This is a genomic window from Mesorhizobium sp. RIZ17 (assembly GCF_051127865.1).
Taxonomy (GTDB): domain Bacteria; phylum Pseudomonadota; class Alphaproteobacteria; order Rhizobiales; family Rhizobiaceae; genus Mesorhizobium; species Mesorhizobium humile.
The window spans coordinates 1847557-1864662 of record NZ_CP147861.1 but is presented as its reverse complement, the minus strand read 5'-3'; the positions used below and the strand labels follow the sequence as shown (position 1 = coordinate 1864662).

Here is a 17106-nt window from a genome sequence, read left to right as displayed (position 1 = left end):
TTTTCTGACATTCGCAGCTGCACCTCTCAATCCAGCGCCAGTGCCACGACCTCGCCCTCGCCCATCAGCGGCACGAAGATGCGCTTGCCGTCGGTGCCGATGTCGGCGCTGCCGGGCTTGAAGTGCGCCACCGCAGTCGGCGCGCCGCCGGACTTGTAGCTGTAGAGCGTGCCGGTCATGTAGGCGGTGGCGTAGATGGTGTCGCCTATGGCGATGACGCCGTCGAGATCGGCGAATTTCTGCGCGCCCAGCAGCGGCGTGACCTTCTTCGTGGCGAGGTCGACCGACAGCAGGCCGCCGGGCTCCGCGGTGCTGAAGTCGGTCTTGTTGATGCCCTTGCCCCAGGACGCGACGATCAGCCTATCGCCATCGGCGAAGACGCCGTTCGGCGAGGCCAGCAACGCGTCCTTGACGAACAGCTCCGGTCTGTCGCCGTCGATGCGGTAGATCGCGTCGGCCAGCATGTCGCTGACATAGACCTTGCCGGCGTTGTCCTGCGTCATATCGTTGAGAAACACGGCGCCGGGCACATCGATGGTCTCGACCAGCTTGCCACTGGCGAGATCGACGACGCGCACCTTGGTGATGTCGGCGGCATAAAGCCTGCCTCCGGAAATCGCCATGCCCTTGGGCGCGTCCATGCCGTCCACCCAGTGGCTCGAGATGACCTTGCCGTCCATCGACAGGAGCGACAGGTAGCCATTGCCGTCCGCCGCGCCGGGATTGCCGACGATGTTGGAGACGACGATGCGGTCGTGGGCGGCATCGACAAGCGCCGATTCCGGCTGCTCGAAGCCGGTGGCGCGCCAGAGTTCGCCGGCCTGCGCGGCGGACACCGCGGCGATGGCGGCGAAGACGGTTGAAGCGATGAGATGTTTCATGGTGCTCTCCTGTGATGACGCCGGAGAGCTAGGATTTCCGATACTTTCCTGGAAGGTGGAACGAGACTAGTATCGGTCTTCGATACCAAATCGGATGAACGAGGCGCATTCCATGAACGGTCCGATCTTCGAGGCGCTGAAACGGACGCTGAAGGCCAAGGGCCTGACCTACCGGACGCTGGCCGAGCGCATGGGCGTTTCCGAGCCGACGGTGAAGCGTATCTTCCATGAGCAGAACTGCAAGCTCGACCGGCTGATGGAGATCTGCGCCGCGGCCGATGTCGAGCTGGAGAACGTGCTCGGCGCGATGAACCGGGGGCCAGGCCCGGCCAACCGCGTCGGGCCGGAGATCGAGCGCCGCCTGGCGGCGCGGCCGGCGCTGCTTTTCGTCTTCATCATGCTGTCGGAGAAATTCACGGCCGAGGGCATCATGCGCTCGCAGGGCTTGAGCGAAGCTTCGATGTTCCTCTATCTGCGCGATCTCGAGGAGCTCGGGCTGGTGGCGCTGGGTCGCGGCCTGTCGGCAAGGCTGCTGATCGACACGCCGATCCAGTGGGATTTCGAGGGGCCGCTGAAGCCGCATTTCGAGATGACCAACAAGAATTTCGTCGGCTGGGCGCTCGGCCATATGGAGCAGGGCGCGACTTTCATCAGCTTTTCCAGGCGCATGCGGCCGCAAACCGCGGAGATGCTGCGGCGCGAAGCCGAGGAGATCGCCGAACGCGCCAGGCTGCTCGCCCACCACGACCAGCACACCACGCCCGAGGACCAGCTCACCGGCTACAAATGGACCTTCGCCTTCGGCGCGACGCCGTTTCCGGCAATCATGCCGATCGGCCCGCACCCGAGGGATGCGGGGGCGCGGGTGGCGAACGGACCTGCGAAGGGGAAACGGCCGCTGCCGGCGTAGCAGAGCGCCTTTTCCTTCTCCCCCTGTGGGAGAAGGTGGCCGAGCGAAGCTCGGACGGATGAGGGGTGTTCCAGGGAATGAGACGCTGGCGATTGCAACTCTAGACGAGCGCGCTGGCCAAGCTGGAGCACCCCTCATCCGTCTCGGCGCTGCGCGCCGATCCACCTTCTCCCACAAGGGGAGAAGGTAAAGGCGTCACGCCGCTTTCGCTTCTTCCTGGGATCCCGCGAGGTCGTCGCGCGCCTTGCGGGCGAGCCTCTTGGCCGAGCGCTTGGGGCTGTCGCCGAACAGGTCGGCGGCCTCGGCAAGGCAGGCCTTGGTGAGGCTTTTTTCGGAGCGCTTCAAGAGCTTGCGCAGAAGCTTCGTGTCGTCGGCCGGGCCGACTGGCTCGCCTTCGGCACCGAGCAGCGCGCGCATGACGAAGACGTCGTGCAATTCGCCGAGCTGTTCGCCGAGCCTGTCGACCGCCTTGCGGCGCGCCTTGATCGGCGACGGCCACAAGCGGCCGAGCAGCGACAGATGCATGGAATGCGTCTTGGCCGCCTTGCGCAAATCGTGAAAATCCTCGTCCTCGCCGCGCGCCTCCGCCTTGTCCAGCGCCTTCTTCGCCCGCCGCAAGGTGGCGCGGGCGCCGTCGGCGAGGATGTCGGCCGCCTGCTCGGGCTGGTCGGGCAGGGCCAGCCTGTCGATGCGCTCCAGACCCTCCCGGCAAGCGGCTATCGCCGCATTGATGGCGGCGTCGAGGCCGGGACCGGCATGGAGCTCATGCTGGCGCAGCACCAGCCGCTCGCGCACGGGGTCGAGGCCGCCGCCCGCGGATTGCTCCGGAAAGGCATCGGCCAAGCGGTCGACGGTCTCGATCAAGGCGGTCGCCTCGCGCGGGCCGGCCAGCAGCGCCGATACCTGCTTATAACATTCGTTCTCGGTCTGGCAGAACGGTTCGTCTCCGGAACGAACCAGGCGCAGCAAGGCGCGCACGCTTTTCAGCCGCTTGCGGCATTTGTGCAGCCCTTGCTCCGGCTTCTCGCGCGCCATCTCGAGATGGGCGATTGCCTTGCCGATCTCGTCGGCCAAAATGCGCCTGACCTCGCCGGTCAGCGGCAAGCGCGGATCGATGCGGAAGCTCATGCGGCGATCTCCGGAATCCCCCCGAGGGCCAGCGACGCGTTGTAGAATCTCGACTCGCCGGTGACCTCGCGACCGAGCCAGTCGGGCAGCATTTCGTCAGATACGTCCTCCGGCGTCTCCAGCTCCGCGATCACCAACCCCGCGAGCTTGCCGCCGAAAACATCGACTTCATAGAGATAGCCGCGGTGTCTAACATGGTGGCGTGTCTTCTCGATGACACGTCCGATGGCAAACGCCGTCAATTCCTCGGCCTCGGCAAGCGGGATCGAATATTCGAACTCGTCGCGCTCGCGCGCCCTGTCGCCGAACTTCAGCGTCAGCCTGGCGGAACGCCCGTCGCTGATGCGCACGCGCACGGTGCGGCCAGGCTGGGCGGCGACATAGAACTGGCGAATGCGGATCTCCGCCTCGATCCCGTCGCGCCAGGCCGAACTGGAGACCAGGAACTTACGCTCGACTTCCTTGCCCATGGCCGGGCACTAAAGCCTGTGAGGACCGAGAAGGCAAGCCGACTCAGGGGTCAAATTTGACTTTAATCAATCGATTGATTAAAGTTGAGACATGAACAGGCAACCAGGCATAAAAAGGCAGCAGCGCGAGGCCACTACTGCGGAGCAAACGCGAACGGCGCTTGTGCACGCCGCGCTCAAGCTGTTCGGACGGCAGGGTTTCGACGGCACCTCTACGCGCCAGATCGCGGCCGAGGCCAAGGCCAATATCGGCTCCATCGCCTATCATTTCGGCGGCAAGGAGGGCCTGCGCGCGGCAGCCGCCGACTTTATCGTCGACACCATCCAGGGGGTTGCCGGCCAGGCGCTGGGCGGCGCGCAGGCAGCCGCACCCCTCGACCCCGAGGCGGCCCGGGCCCAGCTTTTCGCGGCGCTCGAGCGGATGGTGGGTTTCGTCGTGGCCAGTCCGCAGGCCGGCGAGATCGTACAATTCGTACTTCGCGAGCTCTCGCATCCGACCGCCGCGCTCGACCGCATCTATGCCGGCGTGTTCGAGCCGACGCACCGACGGCTGTGCCAGATCTGGGAACAGGCGACCGGCGAACCGGCCGAGAGCGAGGCGACCAAGCTCACCGTCTTCACCATGATCGGCCAGGTCATCTATTTCCGCATCGGCCGCGAGGCGGTGATGCGCCGGATGGGATGGCGCGGGATCGGCAATGAAGAGGCCGCCAAGGTGGTGGCGGTCACGACCGACAACCTCAGGGCAATGCTGGCGGCGCGCGGGCCGGCCGCCGGCAAGAAGGGCAAATCATGAGTTTCCTCTGTTCGCTGCCGCTCGCGGCGCAACTGTTCGGCGCCTGCGCGCCGACAGCACCTTTGGCCGTCGGCTATGTCGAGGGCGAATATGTGCTGATGGCGCCGATCGAAGTGGCCCAGGTGGCGACGGTGACGGTCAAGCGCGGCGACCGCGTCGAGACCGGCGCGGCGGTGGCGACGCTCGAGGACGCCGACGCCAAGATCGAGGTGGCGCAGGCTGAGGCCGCGCTGGCGCAGGCGCAGGCCCAGCTCGCCGATTTGCAGGTCGGCAAGCGCCCCGAGGAAATCGCCGTGCTCAAGGCCGAGGTCGACATGGCGAAAGCCCAGGCCGCCGACGCCAAGCGCAAATATGACCGCGCCAGCGACCTCTACAAACGCGGCACCGGCACCCAGGCCGACTACGACACCGCCTCGGCTTCGCTGGAGACGGCCAACGCCCAGGTCGGGCAGGCGGAAGCCAATCTCGCCGTCGGCAACCTGCCGGCGCGGGCCGAGACCATCAAGGCCGCCGACAACCAGGTCAAGCAGGCGCAATCGAGCCTGGAGCAGGCCCGGTGGCGGCTGTCGAAGCGGGTGCTGACCGCGCCCTCGCCCGGCCGCGTCAACGACGTCATCCGCAACCCCGGCGACACCGCCGGGCCGGCCGCGCCGGTGATCTCGATGCTGCCGGACGGCGCCGTGAAGCTCAGCGTCTATGTGCCGGAAAGGGCGTTCTCGGCGGTCAAGGTCGGCACCGAGCTCGACGTCCATTGCGACGGTTGCGGGGCAGGATTGAAAGCGCGCGTCAGCTATGTCTCGCCCGATCCCGAGTTCACGCCGCCGGTGATCTATTCGCTCGAGAACCGGCAGAAGCTGGTCTATCTCGTCGAGGCGCGACCGGAGGGCAATGCGGGACCGCTGCAGCCCGGCCAGATCGTCGATGTCGATCTCGCGGATCTCGGGCAATGAACGTCATCGACGTCCGCGGCCTGGTCAAGCGCTTCGGCGACAAGACCGTCGTCGACCACGTGACGATGACGGTCGCCGAAGGCGAGATCGTCGGCTTCCTCGGGCCGAACGGCTCGGGCAAGACGACGACGATCCGCATCATGTGCGGGCTTCTGACGCCGGATGAAGGCGACGGCACGGTGCTGGGCTTCGACATCCGCACCGACGCGCTCAAGATCAAGCGCGAAGTTGGCTACATGACGCAGAAATTCTCGTTCTACGAGGACCTGACGATCGGCGAGAACCTCGAATTCGTGGCGCGGCTCTACCAGCTGAGGCCGGTCGAGCAGTATGTGGCGAGGACGCTGGAGGAGCTCGGCCTGGCGAGCCGCCGCAACCAGCTGGCCGGCACGCTTTCCGGCGGCTGGAAGCAACGACTGGCGCTGGCCGCCTGCATCATGCACAAGCCGAAGCTGCTGCTGCTCGACGAGCCCACGGCCGGCGTCGACCCCAAGGCGCGGCGCGAGTTCTGGGACGAGATCCATCGGCTGGCCGGCGGCGGGCTGACCGTGCTCGTCTCCACCCATTACATGGACGAGGCCGAGCGCTGCCACCGCATCAGCTACATCTCCTACGGCAAGATGCTCGCCACCGGAACGGTGGACGAGGTGGTGAGGAATGCCGGGCTGACGACGTTCGTGCTGCAGGGGCCGCGGCTCGACCAGGTGGCCGAAGCGCTGCAAGGTCGGCCCGGCGTCGACCAGGTGGCGCCGTTCGGCGCGACGCTGCATGTCGTCGGCTCCGACAAGGCGGCGCTGGAAAAGGCGCTGGCCGATGTCGAAAAGGAGCACAAGGACGTGACGGTGACGCCGGGCGAGACCAGCCTGGAGGATGTGTTCATCCAGTTCATGTCCGGCTCGAAGGACAACATGACATGAACGCGGTCTTCTCCTTCGCCAGGCTTGGCGCGCTGCTGATCAAGGAATTCATCCAGATGCGGCGCGACCGCATCACCTTCGCCATGATGCTGGGCGTGCCGCTGATGCAGCTCGTGCTGTTCGGCTTTGCGATCAACAACGACCCGAAGAGCCTGCCGGCCGCACTCGTGGCGACCAGCAGCGATCCCTACACGCGCGCCATGGTCTCGGCGTTGCAGACCACCGGCTACTACCGCTTCGACCATGTCGCGCAAAGTGCGGCGGAAGCCGAATTCCTGATGGCGCGCGGCGACGTCTCTTTCGTCGTCACCATTCCCGCCGATTTCGCCCGGCGGGTGGAGCGCGGTGACAACCCGCAGATCCTGATCGAGGCCGACGCCACCGACCCGTCCGTTGCCAGCGGCGCCATCTCCACGCTCGGCACCATTGCCGGCCAGGCGCTGCTGAGAGCCCAGGGCACCCAGGACGCGGCCAGGGAAGCGGCGCGCGGCCAGCTCGATGTCGTCGTGCACCGACGCTACAATCCGGAAGGCGTCTCGCAATACAACATCGTGCCCGGCCTGCTCGGCGTCATCCTGCAGATGACCATGGTGATGATGACGGCGATGGCGCTGACCCGCGAAACCGAGCGCGGCACCATGGAGAACCTGCTCGCCATGCCGTCCAGTCCCGCCGAGATCATGCTGGGCAAGGTGCTGCCTTTCCTCGTCGTCGGCGCCGTGCAGGTGGTGGTGGTGCTGGTGGCGGCGAAGCTCCTGTTCGGCATCCCCTTCGTCGGCAGCCTGACGCTGCTGCTCTCCTCGGTGCTGGTCTTCGTGCTTTCGCTGGTGCTGCTCGGCTATACGATCTCGACCATGGCCCGCTCCCAGATGCAGGCGATGCAGCTGACCTTCTTCTTCTTCCTGCCATCGCTGCTGCTCTCCGGCTTCATGTTCCCCTATCGCGGCATGCCGGGCTGGGCGCAGACTTTCGGCGAGATCTTCCCACTGACGCATTTCCTGCGCATCACCCGCGCGGTCATGCTGAAGGGCGCGGCGCTGCCGGCGGTGGCGACGGAGATCGGCTGGCTGGTGGTGTTCGTGGCGCTGTTTGCCGGCGTGGCGCTGGTGCGGTTCAGGCGGACGCTGGACTGATCGCATTCATAGACAGGCAAGAAGCTCACGAGCCGAGATAGCAGCTCCAGCGCTTGTTCGCGCCCAAATCACACTTCCGGTTTGGGCTTGATTTGGCCGATTCGTTCAATCGCCGCACAGCCCGCATTCGATATCTTGACAGACATATGGCCCGCGCCGCGACCGGGTCGCGGTCAGCGAGCGCAAAACGAACACAATAAAGGAGAAGTGCAATGAGAGCGCGATTTGGAATATTGACGCTCGGCGTGGACGATCTTGAGCGGTCGCTGAAGTTTTACCGCGATGGCCTTGGATTGCCCACGGAGGGCATCGTCGGGCAAGAGTTTGAGCACGGAGCTATCGCCATCTTCCATTTGGAGGGCGGCATGGTGCTTAGCCTGTTTCCTCGCAGCGACCTTGGGCTCGACGCGGGCATCGATCCTACACCACGCAGCCCCACCGAATTCAGCATTGGTCACAACGTGTCCAGCGAAGCCGAGGTCGATCGAGTGATGGCGCGGGCCGAAACTGCGGGAGCGCGTATCACGATACCAGCGCGCAAGACCTTCTGGGGCGGCTATGCCGGTTATTTTCAGGATCCCGACGGTCATCTCTGGGAAATCCTGCACAATCCGGCCTTCCTCCCGACCGGTGAGTGAGCAGGCCAGCCGGTCGGGTGATTAAGGAAAAGTGTGAGTGGTTATGCTCGGCGACTTCGCCGTAGCCTTCCGTCTGGAATTGCGTCAAAACAAAGAGATAGAGTGGGTTAGCTGTTTCCGTGAAACGGAGAACCACTCTAGGCATTCGCATCCGGGTGCCGCGATACCAATCGCCACTTCTACGCAGCAGCCATGATCCGCGCATAGGTGCCGAAATCGACATTGCCGCCTGACAGGACGACGGCAACGCATTTACCGGCGAGGTCGATCTCGCCGGTGGAGAGCGCGGCGAAGGCGACGCAGCCGCCAGGCTCGACCACAAGCTTGAGATAGGCCATGGCGTCGCGCATCGCCTGGGCGGCGGCCTCGTCGGAAACGGCGATGGCGCCGGCGAGATTGCGGCGGTTGATCTCGAAGGTGATGGCGCCGGGTTCGGCGGTCAGCAGCGCATCGCAGATCGAGCTATGGCCCGGCTCGTTCGAGACCCGCTCGCCCTTGGCCAGCGAGCGGCGCGTATCGTCGAAATGCTCTGGCTCGACGGCCCAGACGGCGGTTTGCGGCGAAGCGTCCTTGACGGCGACGGAAATGCCGCTCGACAGGCCGCCGCCGCCGCAAGGCACGACGACGGCGTCGAGCGCCACGCCGAGCGCTTTCGCCTGCTTCATCAGTTCCAGGCCGATCGTGCCCTGGCCGGCAATGATGGCGGGATCGTCGAAGGGCGGCACCAGCACCATGCCCCTCTCGACATAGGGGCGTACGACCGCCATGCGGTCGTCCTTGAAACGGTCGAACGGCACCACTTCGGCGCCCATCTTGCGGACATTGCCGACTTTGAGCGCGGGCGCGTCGGCCGGCATGGCGATCACCGCCTTGACGCCGAACATGGCGGCCGAGGCCGCCACGCCTTGCGCGTGGTTGCCGGAGGAGAAGGCCACGACGCCACGGCCGCGCTCCTCCTCGCTCAAGCTCGACAGCTTGTTGTAGGCGCCGCGGATCTTGAAGGAGCCGGTGCGCTGCAGCGTCTCGGGCTTGAACAGGATGCGGCCGCCATAGCGCTTGTTGAGCTCGGGCGATTCGATCAGCGGCGTTTCGACGGTCAGGCCGGAAAGCCGCGCGGCGGCGGCGCGGATGTCGGAGATGCCGGGGAGGGTGGTCATGGCGGGCCTCGCAGGATGGATCCCGGCATGGTGCACGCAAATCGAGGCGTCGCGCCAACGAAAAAATGTGATGGAGACAAGGTTTGGCGGTGATGGCGACTGCGGCGAAGTGCTGATCTCCCCCTTGCGGGGGAGATGGCCGGCAGGCCAGAGGGGGGTGCTGTCCCGCCGGCCTGTCCTTCGTCATTCTAGGGCGGAGCAAGGAGCGAAGCGACGCGCGCAGACCCTAGAATCCATGCCGTGACGGTTGAGCGCCGCCACGGTGCAAAACGCTCACCAGCCAATTCCGCGAAACAGCTCGAACCACTCCGGATTGGTCTTCTCGATGAGCTCGATCTTCCATTGCCGTGGCCAGCGCTTCAATGACGTCTCACGCTGGATGGCGTCGGTGATGTCGAAAGCTGGAGCCTTGGCCGGTCTTGTGCTCGGGCATCCGGCGAGCAAGGTCGTTGGTGACGCCGATATAGATCGTGCCGCCTTTCTGGCTCGCGGTCATGTAAACATAGCCTGTCATGTGGCGATCTCAGTTGGCACCATTGCCAACGGCTATTCTCAACCGTTGCATTCTACGGCCAATGTCACGGCATGGATTCTAGGGTCTGCGCGCGTCGCTTCGCTCCTTGCTCCGCCCTAGAATGATGGGTGGACGGCCCCTTGCGGCATCGAATGTGCCAAACTGGGCTGTGATTAACTCCAGCGGAAGGAGACCGTCCGTCATGCAAGCTATCAGATTTGGTATCGATTTGGCCAAGAATGTGTTTCAGGTGCACGGCGTGGATGCGACCGGGCGCGTGGTGGTGCAGCGCCAGCTGCGCCGCGCGCAGGTGGAGAAGTTCTTCGCCGCGCAGCCGCCGGCGCTGATCGGCATGGAGGCCTGCGGCTCGGCTCATCATTGGGCCCGCACGCTCAGCGCGCTTGGCCATGAGGTCAAGCTGATGCCGCCGGCCTATGTGAAGCCCTATGTTCCGCGCAACAAGAACGATGTGCGCGACGCGCACGGCTGTTGCGAGGCGGTAAGCCGGCCCGACATGCGCTTCGTGCCGATCAAGACGGTCGAACAGCAATGGGCCAGGGGCCTGCACCGCACGCGTGACCTTCTGGTGCGCCAGCGCACGCAGTTGGCCAACGCCATGCGTGGCCTGCTCTATGAGATGGGCCAGACAAGCGCCCAGGGGGCTGCGGGCCTGGAAGCGCTGCTGCAGCGCATCGAGACCTCGGATGAGGCCATCCCCGCGGCGCTGCTGATCTGCCTGGCGCCGCTGGCCGGACAATGGCGGGCGCTGGATGGCGAGATCGGCAAGCTGGACAAGCAGATCCTGGCTCAGGTCAGGCAGCAGCAAGCGGCCTTGCGGCTGACGACGATCCCGAGCGTCGGCCCGATCATCGCACATGCAACCATCGCGGCCATTGGCGACGGCCGCCAGTTCGCCTCGGGCAGGGACTTCGCGGCGTGGCTCGGCCTGACCCGCAAGAGTCATGACACCGGCGGCAAGCACAACTTGACGGGCCATATCAGTCGCGCCGGCGACAGAGACCTGCGAAGGCTGCTCATTCTCGGCGCCAGTTCCTGGCTGCGCCAGGTCAGGGCCAAGCCCGACAGAGGCTCGCCCTGGATACGCGGCCTGCTGGCCAGGCGCCCGGTCAAGGTCGCGGTCGTGGCGCAGGCAGCCAAGACCGCGCGCATCATCTGGGCAATGCTGAGCTCGGGACAGGAATACAGGGCGCCGGCTGCGGCATAACCCGCAAAGCGAGGCCCTTAACAGCGTAAGGAGCAAATAGCAGCACGGCAAAATGGTCAGGACCTGGGTCGAGACACTCCGCCTTCGTCATCGCGATTAAAAAGCGCGCTAGAATGATTGGAACTCGATCCGCGTAACCCCTGAGGGCCAGCGGTCATCAAATCGACCGCATCAAAGGCCGAATACATGACCGCTCCAGACTTAAGCCGTCGCCGCTATTTTGCCTCTTGCCCAAGAGGGGCCGTCCATACATGACGAAGAATAGGGCGCCACTCGCGCGCAATGCCCCTCTGTCGCCTTGGCGACGTCTCCAGGGGGCTGACGCTGTCAGATGCGATTGCCCTGCCCGCCCAAGGGGGAGGTTAGCAGCTTCGGCCGGCGCCCTGATGACCTGCTTGGCGGCGGTGACGGCTGAGGCTCACCCCAGCAGCGTCTTCGTCCTTTTGCTGCCGCCGAGCTTGCGCCAGGAGTTGAAGCGGTGGGTGGCGGCAGCGAAGGATATCTTCATCTGCTGGGAAACCGTGTAGCGCGACTTGCCCTCGTCGAACATGCGGTAACAGCACTCGGCGCCTTCCTCGGTCAGCTTGCCGTCCGGCGTCTTGTTGTGTGGGTTGGCCGGGTCGAATTTTTCGAGCTGCTCCTCGACAAGGCCCTTCAGGCGCTGCAGGTCGGCCTCGATGCTGGCGATGAGATCGAGAACGGGCTTCGCATCGAATCCGTGCGGAGGCTTCTTGTGCGTCATTCCTTTGGTTCCTTCAATTTCGGCTGTTGCCGACTATATAGGCTAACATTTGGTGATAATGAAGAGGCGGCGCGGCTCCGCTGGATCACTCTTTCGCGCGCGCAGTCGTGCCGTTCACAATTGACGTTCGACGGCCAAGACTCTAGTTTAGAATTATTCTAAACTAGAGTGATCCCATCATGCTTTCCCGTGTTTTCGGCTTCGGCCGCCGTTCGTTCGATTCACTGTCGGAGCAGGAGATCCTGGCGCTGGCGATCTCTTCCGAGGAGGATGACGGGCGCATCTATCGCGCCTATGCCGATGGCCTGGCGCAGGACTTTCCGCAATCGGCAAAAGTGTTCGAGGCGATGGCCGAGGAGGAGGACGGGCATCGCGATTCGCTCATCGAGCTTTACCGCAGGCGCTTCGGCGAGCGCATCCCGCTGATCCGGCGCGAGCATGTGAAAGGCTATTTCGAGCGCAAGCCCGACTGGCTGGTGAAGCCGCTCGGCATCGAGCATGTGCGGCGACAGGCCGAGGCGATGGAGCAACAGGCCTATCGCTTCTATGTCGAGGCGGCCAAGCGCACCACCGACGCCTCGACGCGAAAACTGCTCGACGATCTCGCCGTGGCCGAACAGGGCCATGAGAGCTCGGCGCATGACTTGCAGCAGGAGCACGTGCCGGGGACGGTCCAGGTCGAGGAGGCGAGCGCCGAGCAGCGCCAGTTCATCCTCACCTACGTGCAGCCCGGGCTGGCCGGGCTGATGGACGGGTCGGTGTCGACTCTGGCGCCGATCTTCGCAGCCGCCTTCGCCACGCACGACACCTGGCAGACGCTTCTGGTCGGCCTCGCCGCCTCGATCGGCGCCGGCATCTCGATGGGCTTTACGGAAGTCGCCTCCGACGACGGCAAGCTGTCGGGGCGCGGCTCGCCGATCAAGCGCGGACTGACGGTCGGCCTGATGACGACGCTGGGCGGCCTCGGTCACGCGCTGCCCTATCTGATCCCGCACTTCTGGACGGCCACCGCCGTGGCGGCGGTGGTGGTGTTCTTCGAGCTCTGGGCGATCGCCTTCGTCCAGAACCGCTACATGCAGACGCCCTTCTGGCGCGCCGCCTTCCAGGTGGTGCTGGGCGGCGCGCTGGTGTTTGGCGCGGGCGTGCTGATCGGGAATGCGTAGGGCTGGCGTCCCCTTCTCCCCTTGTGGGAGAAGGTGGATCGGCGCGTCAGCGCCGAGACGGATGAGGGGTGTTCCAGCGGAGTGAGACGCCGGCAAACTTGCCGTCTCCTCCGGCGTCGCCAAGCTGGAGCACCCCTCATCCGTCGCCTTCGGCGACACCTCTCCCACAAGGGGAGAAGGAGAGACACGCTTCACCCATTCACGGCGCGACTATCTCCAGGCGCCTCCGTCCTCTCTGTCAGCCCATAGTCGCGCACGACATGGGCGATGCGCAGACGGTAGCCGGCAAAGATTCCGCCACGGCCGGCCTGCTGCGCCTGCCGGTGCTCCTCGGTGTTGCGCCAGGCCTTCACCGCTTCCTCGTCGCGCCAGAATGACAGCGACAGCACGCGCTTCGGATCGGTAAGGCTCTGGAAGCGCTCTACCGAGATGAAGCCGTCGATGCCGTCGAGCAGCGGCCGGAGATTGGCGGCGATTCCGAGATAGGCATCGCGCTTTCCCTCCGCCGGCTCCACTTCGAAGATGACAGCGATCATGCTTCTATTCCCTCCTTGACCGTCACGTCGGTGCGAAAGACCTGCCGCGGACCATGCCGTCCGGACACCAGCTTCAGGAAGACGCGGTCCTCCTTGAGGATGAACTTCTCGCGCCGCGCGAACTCGTAATTTGCCTTGCCGGCCGGGTCGGCGGCAAGCCGCGCGCGATAGGCCTCGTAGGCCGCGAGGCTCTCGATGTCGTAGGCGGCGTAGGCCGTGGTGGCAGAGCCTTCATGCGGGGCGTAGTAGCCGATCAGATCGGCGCCGCAGCGCGGAATAGCCTGGCCCCAGGCCCGCGCATATTGCTCGAAGGCCGCCTTGCCGAACGGGTCGATCTCGTAGCGGATGAAGCAGGTGATGGTCATTGTCGGTCTCCTCGTCTGGTTGGTTTTCGACGACGACGGTTCGATCCCGGTCGAAACATCGCTTGCGTCATTGTGCTAGGCATCTTCCTGTCAGGAGAGCTTGCCGCGCTGCTTGAGATGACCGCAGAATAGTGCTTCCCTGACGGGAATGCTTCGATGAGGATCGAACCATGCGTGAAGGACCCGACATCGCCCGCATCGCCAGCCTGGTCGGCGACCCGGCCCGCGCCAATATGCTGAACGCCCTGATGGGCGGCACGGCGCTGACGGCGTCGGAGCTGGCGCTGGAGGCCGGCGTGTCGCTGCCCACCGCTTCCTCGCATCTGTCGAAGCTGATGGATGGCGGGTTGCTGACCTTGGCCAGCCAGGGCCGGCATCGCTACTACGGCCTGGCCAGCGCGCAGGTGGCCGGCATGATCGAGGCGATCATCGGCGTCGCCGAGGCGGTCGGCCCGAAGCGGGTGCGGCCCGGACCGCGCGATGCGGCCATGCGCGTGGCGCGGGTCTGCTACGACCACCTCGCCGGCGAGCAGGCCGTGGCGATGCTCGACCGGCTCTTCGACAGGAAGCTTTTGCTGCGCGACGACAATGAGATCAGGCTGTCGTCATCCGGCGCCTCGCATTTTTCCGCGCTCGGCATCGAGACCCATGCCAAGGCGCGGCGGCCGGTGTGCCGCGCCTGCCTCGACTGGAGCGTGCGGCGCTCGCATCTCGCCGGCACGCTGGGCGCCGCCATCCTCGACAAGATCATTGCCGAGAAATGGGCGCGCCGCGAGAAGGACAGTCGCGCCGTGGTGTTCTCGCCCAAGGGCAGGCAGGAGTTCGAGAGGGTGTTTCTGGCGTAGGCGGGTGCAACGATAACCTCGCAATGTCGGCGCGAGGCACCCCCCTCTGCCCTGCCGGGCATCTCCCCCTCAAGGGGGGAGATCGATGTCACGCCGGCTTTCGCCAACCTTCAACGTTGCAGGACAAGCGAGGCGCCGAAACTGCCAATCTCCCCCCTTGCGGGGGAGATGGCCGGCAGGCCAGAGGGGGGTGCTGTCCCGCCGACGTTGAAAGAATCACCCCCGCTTCAACACCTTCCCCAGCTTGAAGAACTCCTTCCACGGATCAGCCTTCTTCACCTGTGCCAGCGTGGAAGCATCGCCAAGCGGGAAAGCATTCGGCGCCAAGCCCTTCTCGAGCTCCGCCCACGTCACCGGCATCGATACCGTCGCGCCCTTCTTGGCGCGCGAGGAATAGGGCGCGACCGTCGTCGAGCCGCGACCGTTGCGCAGGTAGTCGACGAAGATTTTCCCGGTGCGCGCCTTCTTCGACAGCGTCGCCGTGTAGCGATCGGGTGCCGCCTGCTCCAGCGCGCGGGCGAAATCATGCGCGAAATCCTTGACCGCGTCCCACTCCGCCGAGGGTTTCAGCGGCACCAGCACGTGATAGCCCTTGCCGCCGGAGGTCTTGACCAGGTTCGGCAGCGACAGCTCGTCGAGCTGCTTGCGGATGTCGAGCGCTGCCTCGCGCACCTTGGAGACATCGACACCTTCGTCCGGATCGAGGTCGAAGATGATCTGGTCCGGCTTTTCCAACGCATCGAGCGTGCAGCCCCAGATATGCACCTCGACCACGCCATACTGGACAAGCGCGGCAAGGCCGTCGAAATCCTTGATATAAAGGATCTCCTCGCCATCGGTCGGATCCTTCATCCTGGCGATCTTGTCGCTCATGCCGGGCGAGGCGTGTTTCTGGAAGAAGCGCTGACCGTGGATGCCGTCCGGCGCGCGCACGAGGCTCAGCGGCCGGTTGACGACGAATGGCTCCATGCGCGGCCAGACCAGCGCGTAGTGATCGAGCAGGTCCTGCTTGGAGACTTTTTCGTCGGGCCACAGCAGCTTCTCGGGATGCGAGAGCTTTATCGCCGTCTTGGCCGCCCCGGCCGAGGATTTCGGCGCGGCCTTTGCGGCCGGCTTTGCTTCGCCTTCGGCCTTGCCGGCTTTCTTCGGTTGTTCCTGCACGACTTCCTCCGGCGGCTTGTCCTCGCGAAGCCCCTGGAACGAGGCGTGGCGGATTATACGGTCGGATGTCCAACTGCGGAACTCCACCTCGCCGACAAGTTCCGGCTTGACGAAGGTGAGCCCCTTGCCCTTCGGCACGGCGGCCGAAAAGGGCGACGTCTTCGCCGTGAGCCCGTCGAGCTTCTTTTTCAAATCCGTCAACACCTTGCCGGAAAAGCCGGTGCCGACGCGGCCGGCGTAATGCAGCTTGCCGCCCTCGTTGAAGCCGACCAGCAGCGAGCGCACGCCGCGTCCCGTCTTGTCGGAAGGCAGATAGCCGCCGATGACGAATTCCTGCCTGAGCGTGCATTTCGACTTGATCCAGGAGAGCCCCCGCCCGCTGCGATAGGGCGCGTCGGCCCGCTTCGACACCACGCCTTCCAGGCCCATGCGGCAGACATGCTGCAGCATGACCTTGCCCGGTTCATGAAAGTGATCGCTGAAGCGCAGCGCCGAATTTTCGGGCTGCTTGCCGAGCAGCTCGGCCAGCGCCTGCTTGCGCTCGACCAGCGGCTCGCGGCGCAAATCCCTGCCGTCGAGCCGCATCAGGTCGAAGACGTAATAGACGAAGCGGTCGGCGCGGCGGGCCGACAGATCCGCCTGCAGCAAGGGGAAGGACGACACGCCGCTGTCAGCCAGCACCACGACCTCGCCGTCGATGATGGCGTTGCGGCATTTCAGCTTGGCAAGCGCTGCCGTCACCGGACCGTCGAACTTTCCGGTCCAGTCGAGGCCGGCGCGAGTGAGCAGCCTGACGTCGCTGCCTTCGATCTGCGCCTGCATGCGGTAGCCGTCGAACTTCACTTCATGCAGCCAGTCTTCGCCGGCAGGCGCATCCTTCTCCAGCGTCGCCAGCTGCGGCTCAATGAATTCGAGACGCTTGCCATGCCCGGCCTTGGCCTTGCCGGCGGCAGGCCTGTTGGATTGCCACACCTTCGGCTTCTCGCCCTTGGCGGCTTTGCCTTCGCCGACCTCCTCGATGGTCAGACCCGACTTCACCGATTTCGGCTCGTCCGCAAGAACATCCTCGCCGGGACGGGCAGCGGCATCGTCGGATTTGATCAGCAGCCAGTTGTCGCGCTTCTCGCCGGGGCGCGGCCTCAGCCTGACCAGATGCCAGCGGCCGTTGAGCTTGTGGCCTTCGAGCTCGAAGTCGATATGGCCCTTCTTCATGCCCTGGGCCGGATCGCCGTCCGGCGTCCACCTGCCTTCGTCCCAGACGATGACCGAGCCGCCGCCATACTGGCCCTTCGGAATGGTGCCTTCGAAGGAAGCATAGTCGATCGGGTGATCCTCGACATGAACGGCCAGCCGCTTCTCATGCGGATCGAGGCTCGGCCCGCGCGTCACCGCCCAGCTCCACAAGACGCCGTCATGCTCCAGCCGGAAATCATAGTGAAGCCGTGTGGCGGCATGCTTCTGGACGACGAAGATGCCGCCCGCCTGCTTGCCGCGCGTTACCTTGCCGGCCGGCTCGGCGGTTTTCCTGAAATCGCGCTTGGCGTGATATTGCTCGAGGCCGGCCATGGCGCCATT

The 17106-nt window shown here is 65.1% G+C and carries 17 protein-coding genes and 1 pseudogene; 9 read left to right on the top strand and 9 right to left on the bottom strand.

Going from position 1 to position 17106, the window contains the following annotated elements; translation table 11 throughout:
* Nucleotides 1–26: 26 nt before the first annotated feature.
* The gene (locus WDX12_RS09260) at nucleotides 27–881 is read right to left on the bottom strand and encodes an SMP-30/gluconolactonase/LRE family protein (RefSeq protein ID WP_434724666.1); all 855 of its coding nucleotides are present in this window, start codon (nucleotides 879–881) and stop codon (nucleotides 27–29) included.
* A gap of 112 nt (nucleotides 882–993) precedes the next feature.
* On the opposite strand from WDX12_RS09260, the gene WDX12_RS09255 reads away from it, so the two are divergent.
* Nucleotides 994–1791 carry a helix-turn-helix domain-containing protein gene (locus WDX12_RS09255; protein WP_434724665.1) on the top strand — a complete coding sequence of 266 codons (798 nt, stop codon included), beginning with the start codon at nucleotides 994–996 and terminating at the stop codon, nucleotides 1789–1791.
* A 195-nt stretch (nucleotides 1792–1986) separates the two neighbouring features.
* On the opposite strand, the gene WDX12_RS09250 is transcribed toward WDX12_RS09255, so the two are convergent.
* On the bottom strand, nucleotides 1987–2919 hold the full coding sequence (locus tag WDX12_RS09250; RefSeq protein ID WP_434724664.1) for a CHAD domain-containing protein: 933 nt from the start codon (nucleotides 2917–2919) through the stop codon (nucleotides 1987–1989).
* The gene (locus WDX12_RS09245) at nucleotides 2916–3389 is read right to left on the bottom strand and encodes a CYTH domain-containing protein (RefSeq protein WP_320293831.1); all 474 of its coding nucleotides are present in this window, start codon (nucleotides 3387–3389) and stop codon (nucleotides 2916–2918) included. The genes WDX12_RS09250 and WDX12_RS09245 overlap by 4 nt, the downstream gene beginning before the upstream one ends.
* Nucleotides 3390–3480: 91 nt before the next feature.
* On the opposite strand from WDX12_RS09245, the gene WDX12_RS09240 reads away from it, so the two are divergent.
* The 5 genes from WDX12_RS09240 (at nucleotide 3481) to WDX12_RS09220 (ending at nucleotide 7823) form a co-directional block, all read left to right on the top strand.
* Nucleotides 3481–4185 (top strand): CerR family C-terminal domain-containing protein, encoded by a 705-nt coding sequence (locus tag WDX12_RS09240; RefSeq protein ID WP_434724663.1) that lies wholly within the window; start codon nucleotides 3481–3483, stop codon nucleotides 4183–4185.
* The gene (locus tag WDX12_RS09235) at nucleotides 4182–5135 is read left to right on the top strand and encodes an HlyD family secretion protein (protein ID WP_434724662.1); all 954 of its coding nucleotides are present in this window, start codon (nucleotides 4182–4184) and stop codon (nucleotides 5133–5135) included. The genes WDX12_RS09240 and WDX12_RS09235 overlap by 4 nt, the downstream gene beginning before the upstream one ends.
* On the top strand, nucleotides 5132–6052 hold the full coding sequence (locus WDX12_RS09230; RefSeq protein ID WP_434724661.1) for an ATP-binding cassette domain-containing protein: 921 nt from the start codon (nucleotides 5132–5134) through the stop codon (nucleotides 6050–6052). The genes WDX12_RS09235 and WDX12_RS09230 overlap by 4 nt, the downstream gene beginning before the upstream one ends.
* Nucleotides 6049–7185 (top strand): ABC transporter permease, encoded by a 1137-nt coding sequence (locus WDX12_RS09225; RefSeq protein ID WP_434724660.1) that lies wholly within the window; start codon nucleotides 6049–6051, stop codon nucleotides 7183–7185. Before WDX12_RS09230 ends, WDX12_RS09225 begins: the two co-directional genes overlap by 4 nt.
* 212 nt (nucleotides 7186–7397) lie before the next feature.
* Nucleotides 7398–7823 (top strand): VOC family protein, encoded by a 426-nt coding sequence (locus WDX12_RS09220; RefSeq protein ID WP_434724659.1) that lies wholly within the window; start codon nucleotides 7398–7400, stop codon nucleotides 7821–7823.
* A gap of 179 nt (nucleotides 7824–8002) precedes the next feature.
* Here WDX12_RS09220 and WDX12_RS09215 read toward each other — a convergent pair whose 3' ends face one another.
* Both WDX12_RS09215 and WDX12_RS09210 read right to left on the bottom strand, forming a co-directional pair.
* Nucleotides 8003–8980, bottom strand: coding sequence for a threonine/serine dehydratase (locus WDX12_RS09215; RefSeq protein ID WP_434724658.1), 978 nt, complete (start codon nucleotides 8978–8980; stop codon nucleotides 8003–8005).
* A gap of 273 nt (nucleotides 8981–9253) precedes the next feature.
* Nucleotides 9254–9494: pseudogene (locus tag WDX12_RS09210) on the bottom strand (GIY-YIG nuclease family protein).
* 202 nt (nucleotides 9495–9696) lie between these two features.
* Between WDX12_RS09210 and WDX12_RS09205 the strand changes: the two are divergent.
* On the top strand, nucleotides 9697–10719 hold the full coding sequence (locus WDX12_RS09205) for an IS110 family transposase (protein ID WP_434724657.1): 1023 nt from the start codon (nucleotides 9697–9699) through the stop codon (nucleotides 10717–10719).
* A 418-nt stretch (nucleotides 10720–11137) separates the two neighbouring features.
* Here WDX12_RS09205 and WDX12_RS09200 read toward each other — a convergent pair whose 3' ends face one another.
* Nucleotides 11138–11461, bottom strand: coding sequence for a hypothetical protein (locus WDX12_RS09200; RefSeq protein ID WP_320293823.1), 324 nt, complete (start codon nucleotides 11459–11461; stop codon nucleotides 11138–11140).
* Nucleotides 11462–11640: 179 nt separating this feature from the next.
* Here WDX12_RS09200 and mbfA point away from each other — a divergent pair, with 179 nt between their 5' ends.
* Nucleotides 11641–12624, top strand: coding sequence for an iron exporter MbfA (gene mbfA, locus WDX12_RS09195; RefSeq protein ID WP_320293822.1), 984 nt, complete (start codon nucleotides 11641–11643; stop codon nucleotides 12622–12624).
* Nucleotides 12625–12815: 191 nt separating this feature from the next.
* Here mbfA and WDX12_RS09190 read toward each other — a convergent pair whose 3' ends face one another.
* Together WDX12_RS09190 and WDX12_RS09185 are read right to left on the bottom strand one after the other, a co-directional pair.
* On the bottom strand, nucleotides 12816–13160 hold the full coding sequence (locus WDX12_RS09190; RefSeq protein ID WP_434724656.1) for an antibiotic biosynthesis monooxygenase family protein: 345 nt from the start codon (nucleotides 13158–13160) through the stop codon (nucleotides 12816–12818).
* Nucleotides 13157–13525, bottom strand: coding sequence for an NIPSNAP family protein (locus WDX12_RS09185; protein WP_434724655.1), 369 nt, complete (start codon nucleotides 13523–13525; stop codon nucleotides 13157–13159). Before WDX12_RS09185 ends, WDX12_RS09190 begins: the two co-directional genes overlap by 4 nt.
* Before the next feature lie 170 nt (nucleotides 13526–13695).
* Here WDX12_RS09185 and WDX12_RS09180 point away from each other — a divergent pair, with 170 nt between their 5' ends.
* Complete coding sequence (locus tag WDX12_RS09180) at nucleotides 13696–14370, top strand: ArsR/SmtB family transcription factor (protein ID WP_434724654.1); 675 nt, start codon at nucleotides 13696–13698, stop codon at nucleotides 14368–14370.
* A 216-nt stretch (nucleotides 14371–14586) separates the two neighbouring features.
* Here the strand turns inward: WDX12_RS09180 and ligD are convergent, their stop codons facing one another.
* Nucleotides 14587–17097, bottom strand: coding sequence for a DNA ligase D (gene ligD / locus WDX12_RS09175; protein ID WP_434724653.1), 2511 nt, complete (start codon nucleotides 17095–17097; stop codon nucleotides 14587–14589).
* Nucleotides 17098–17106 lie beyond the last annotated feature (9 nt).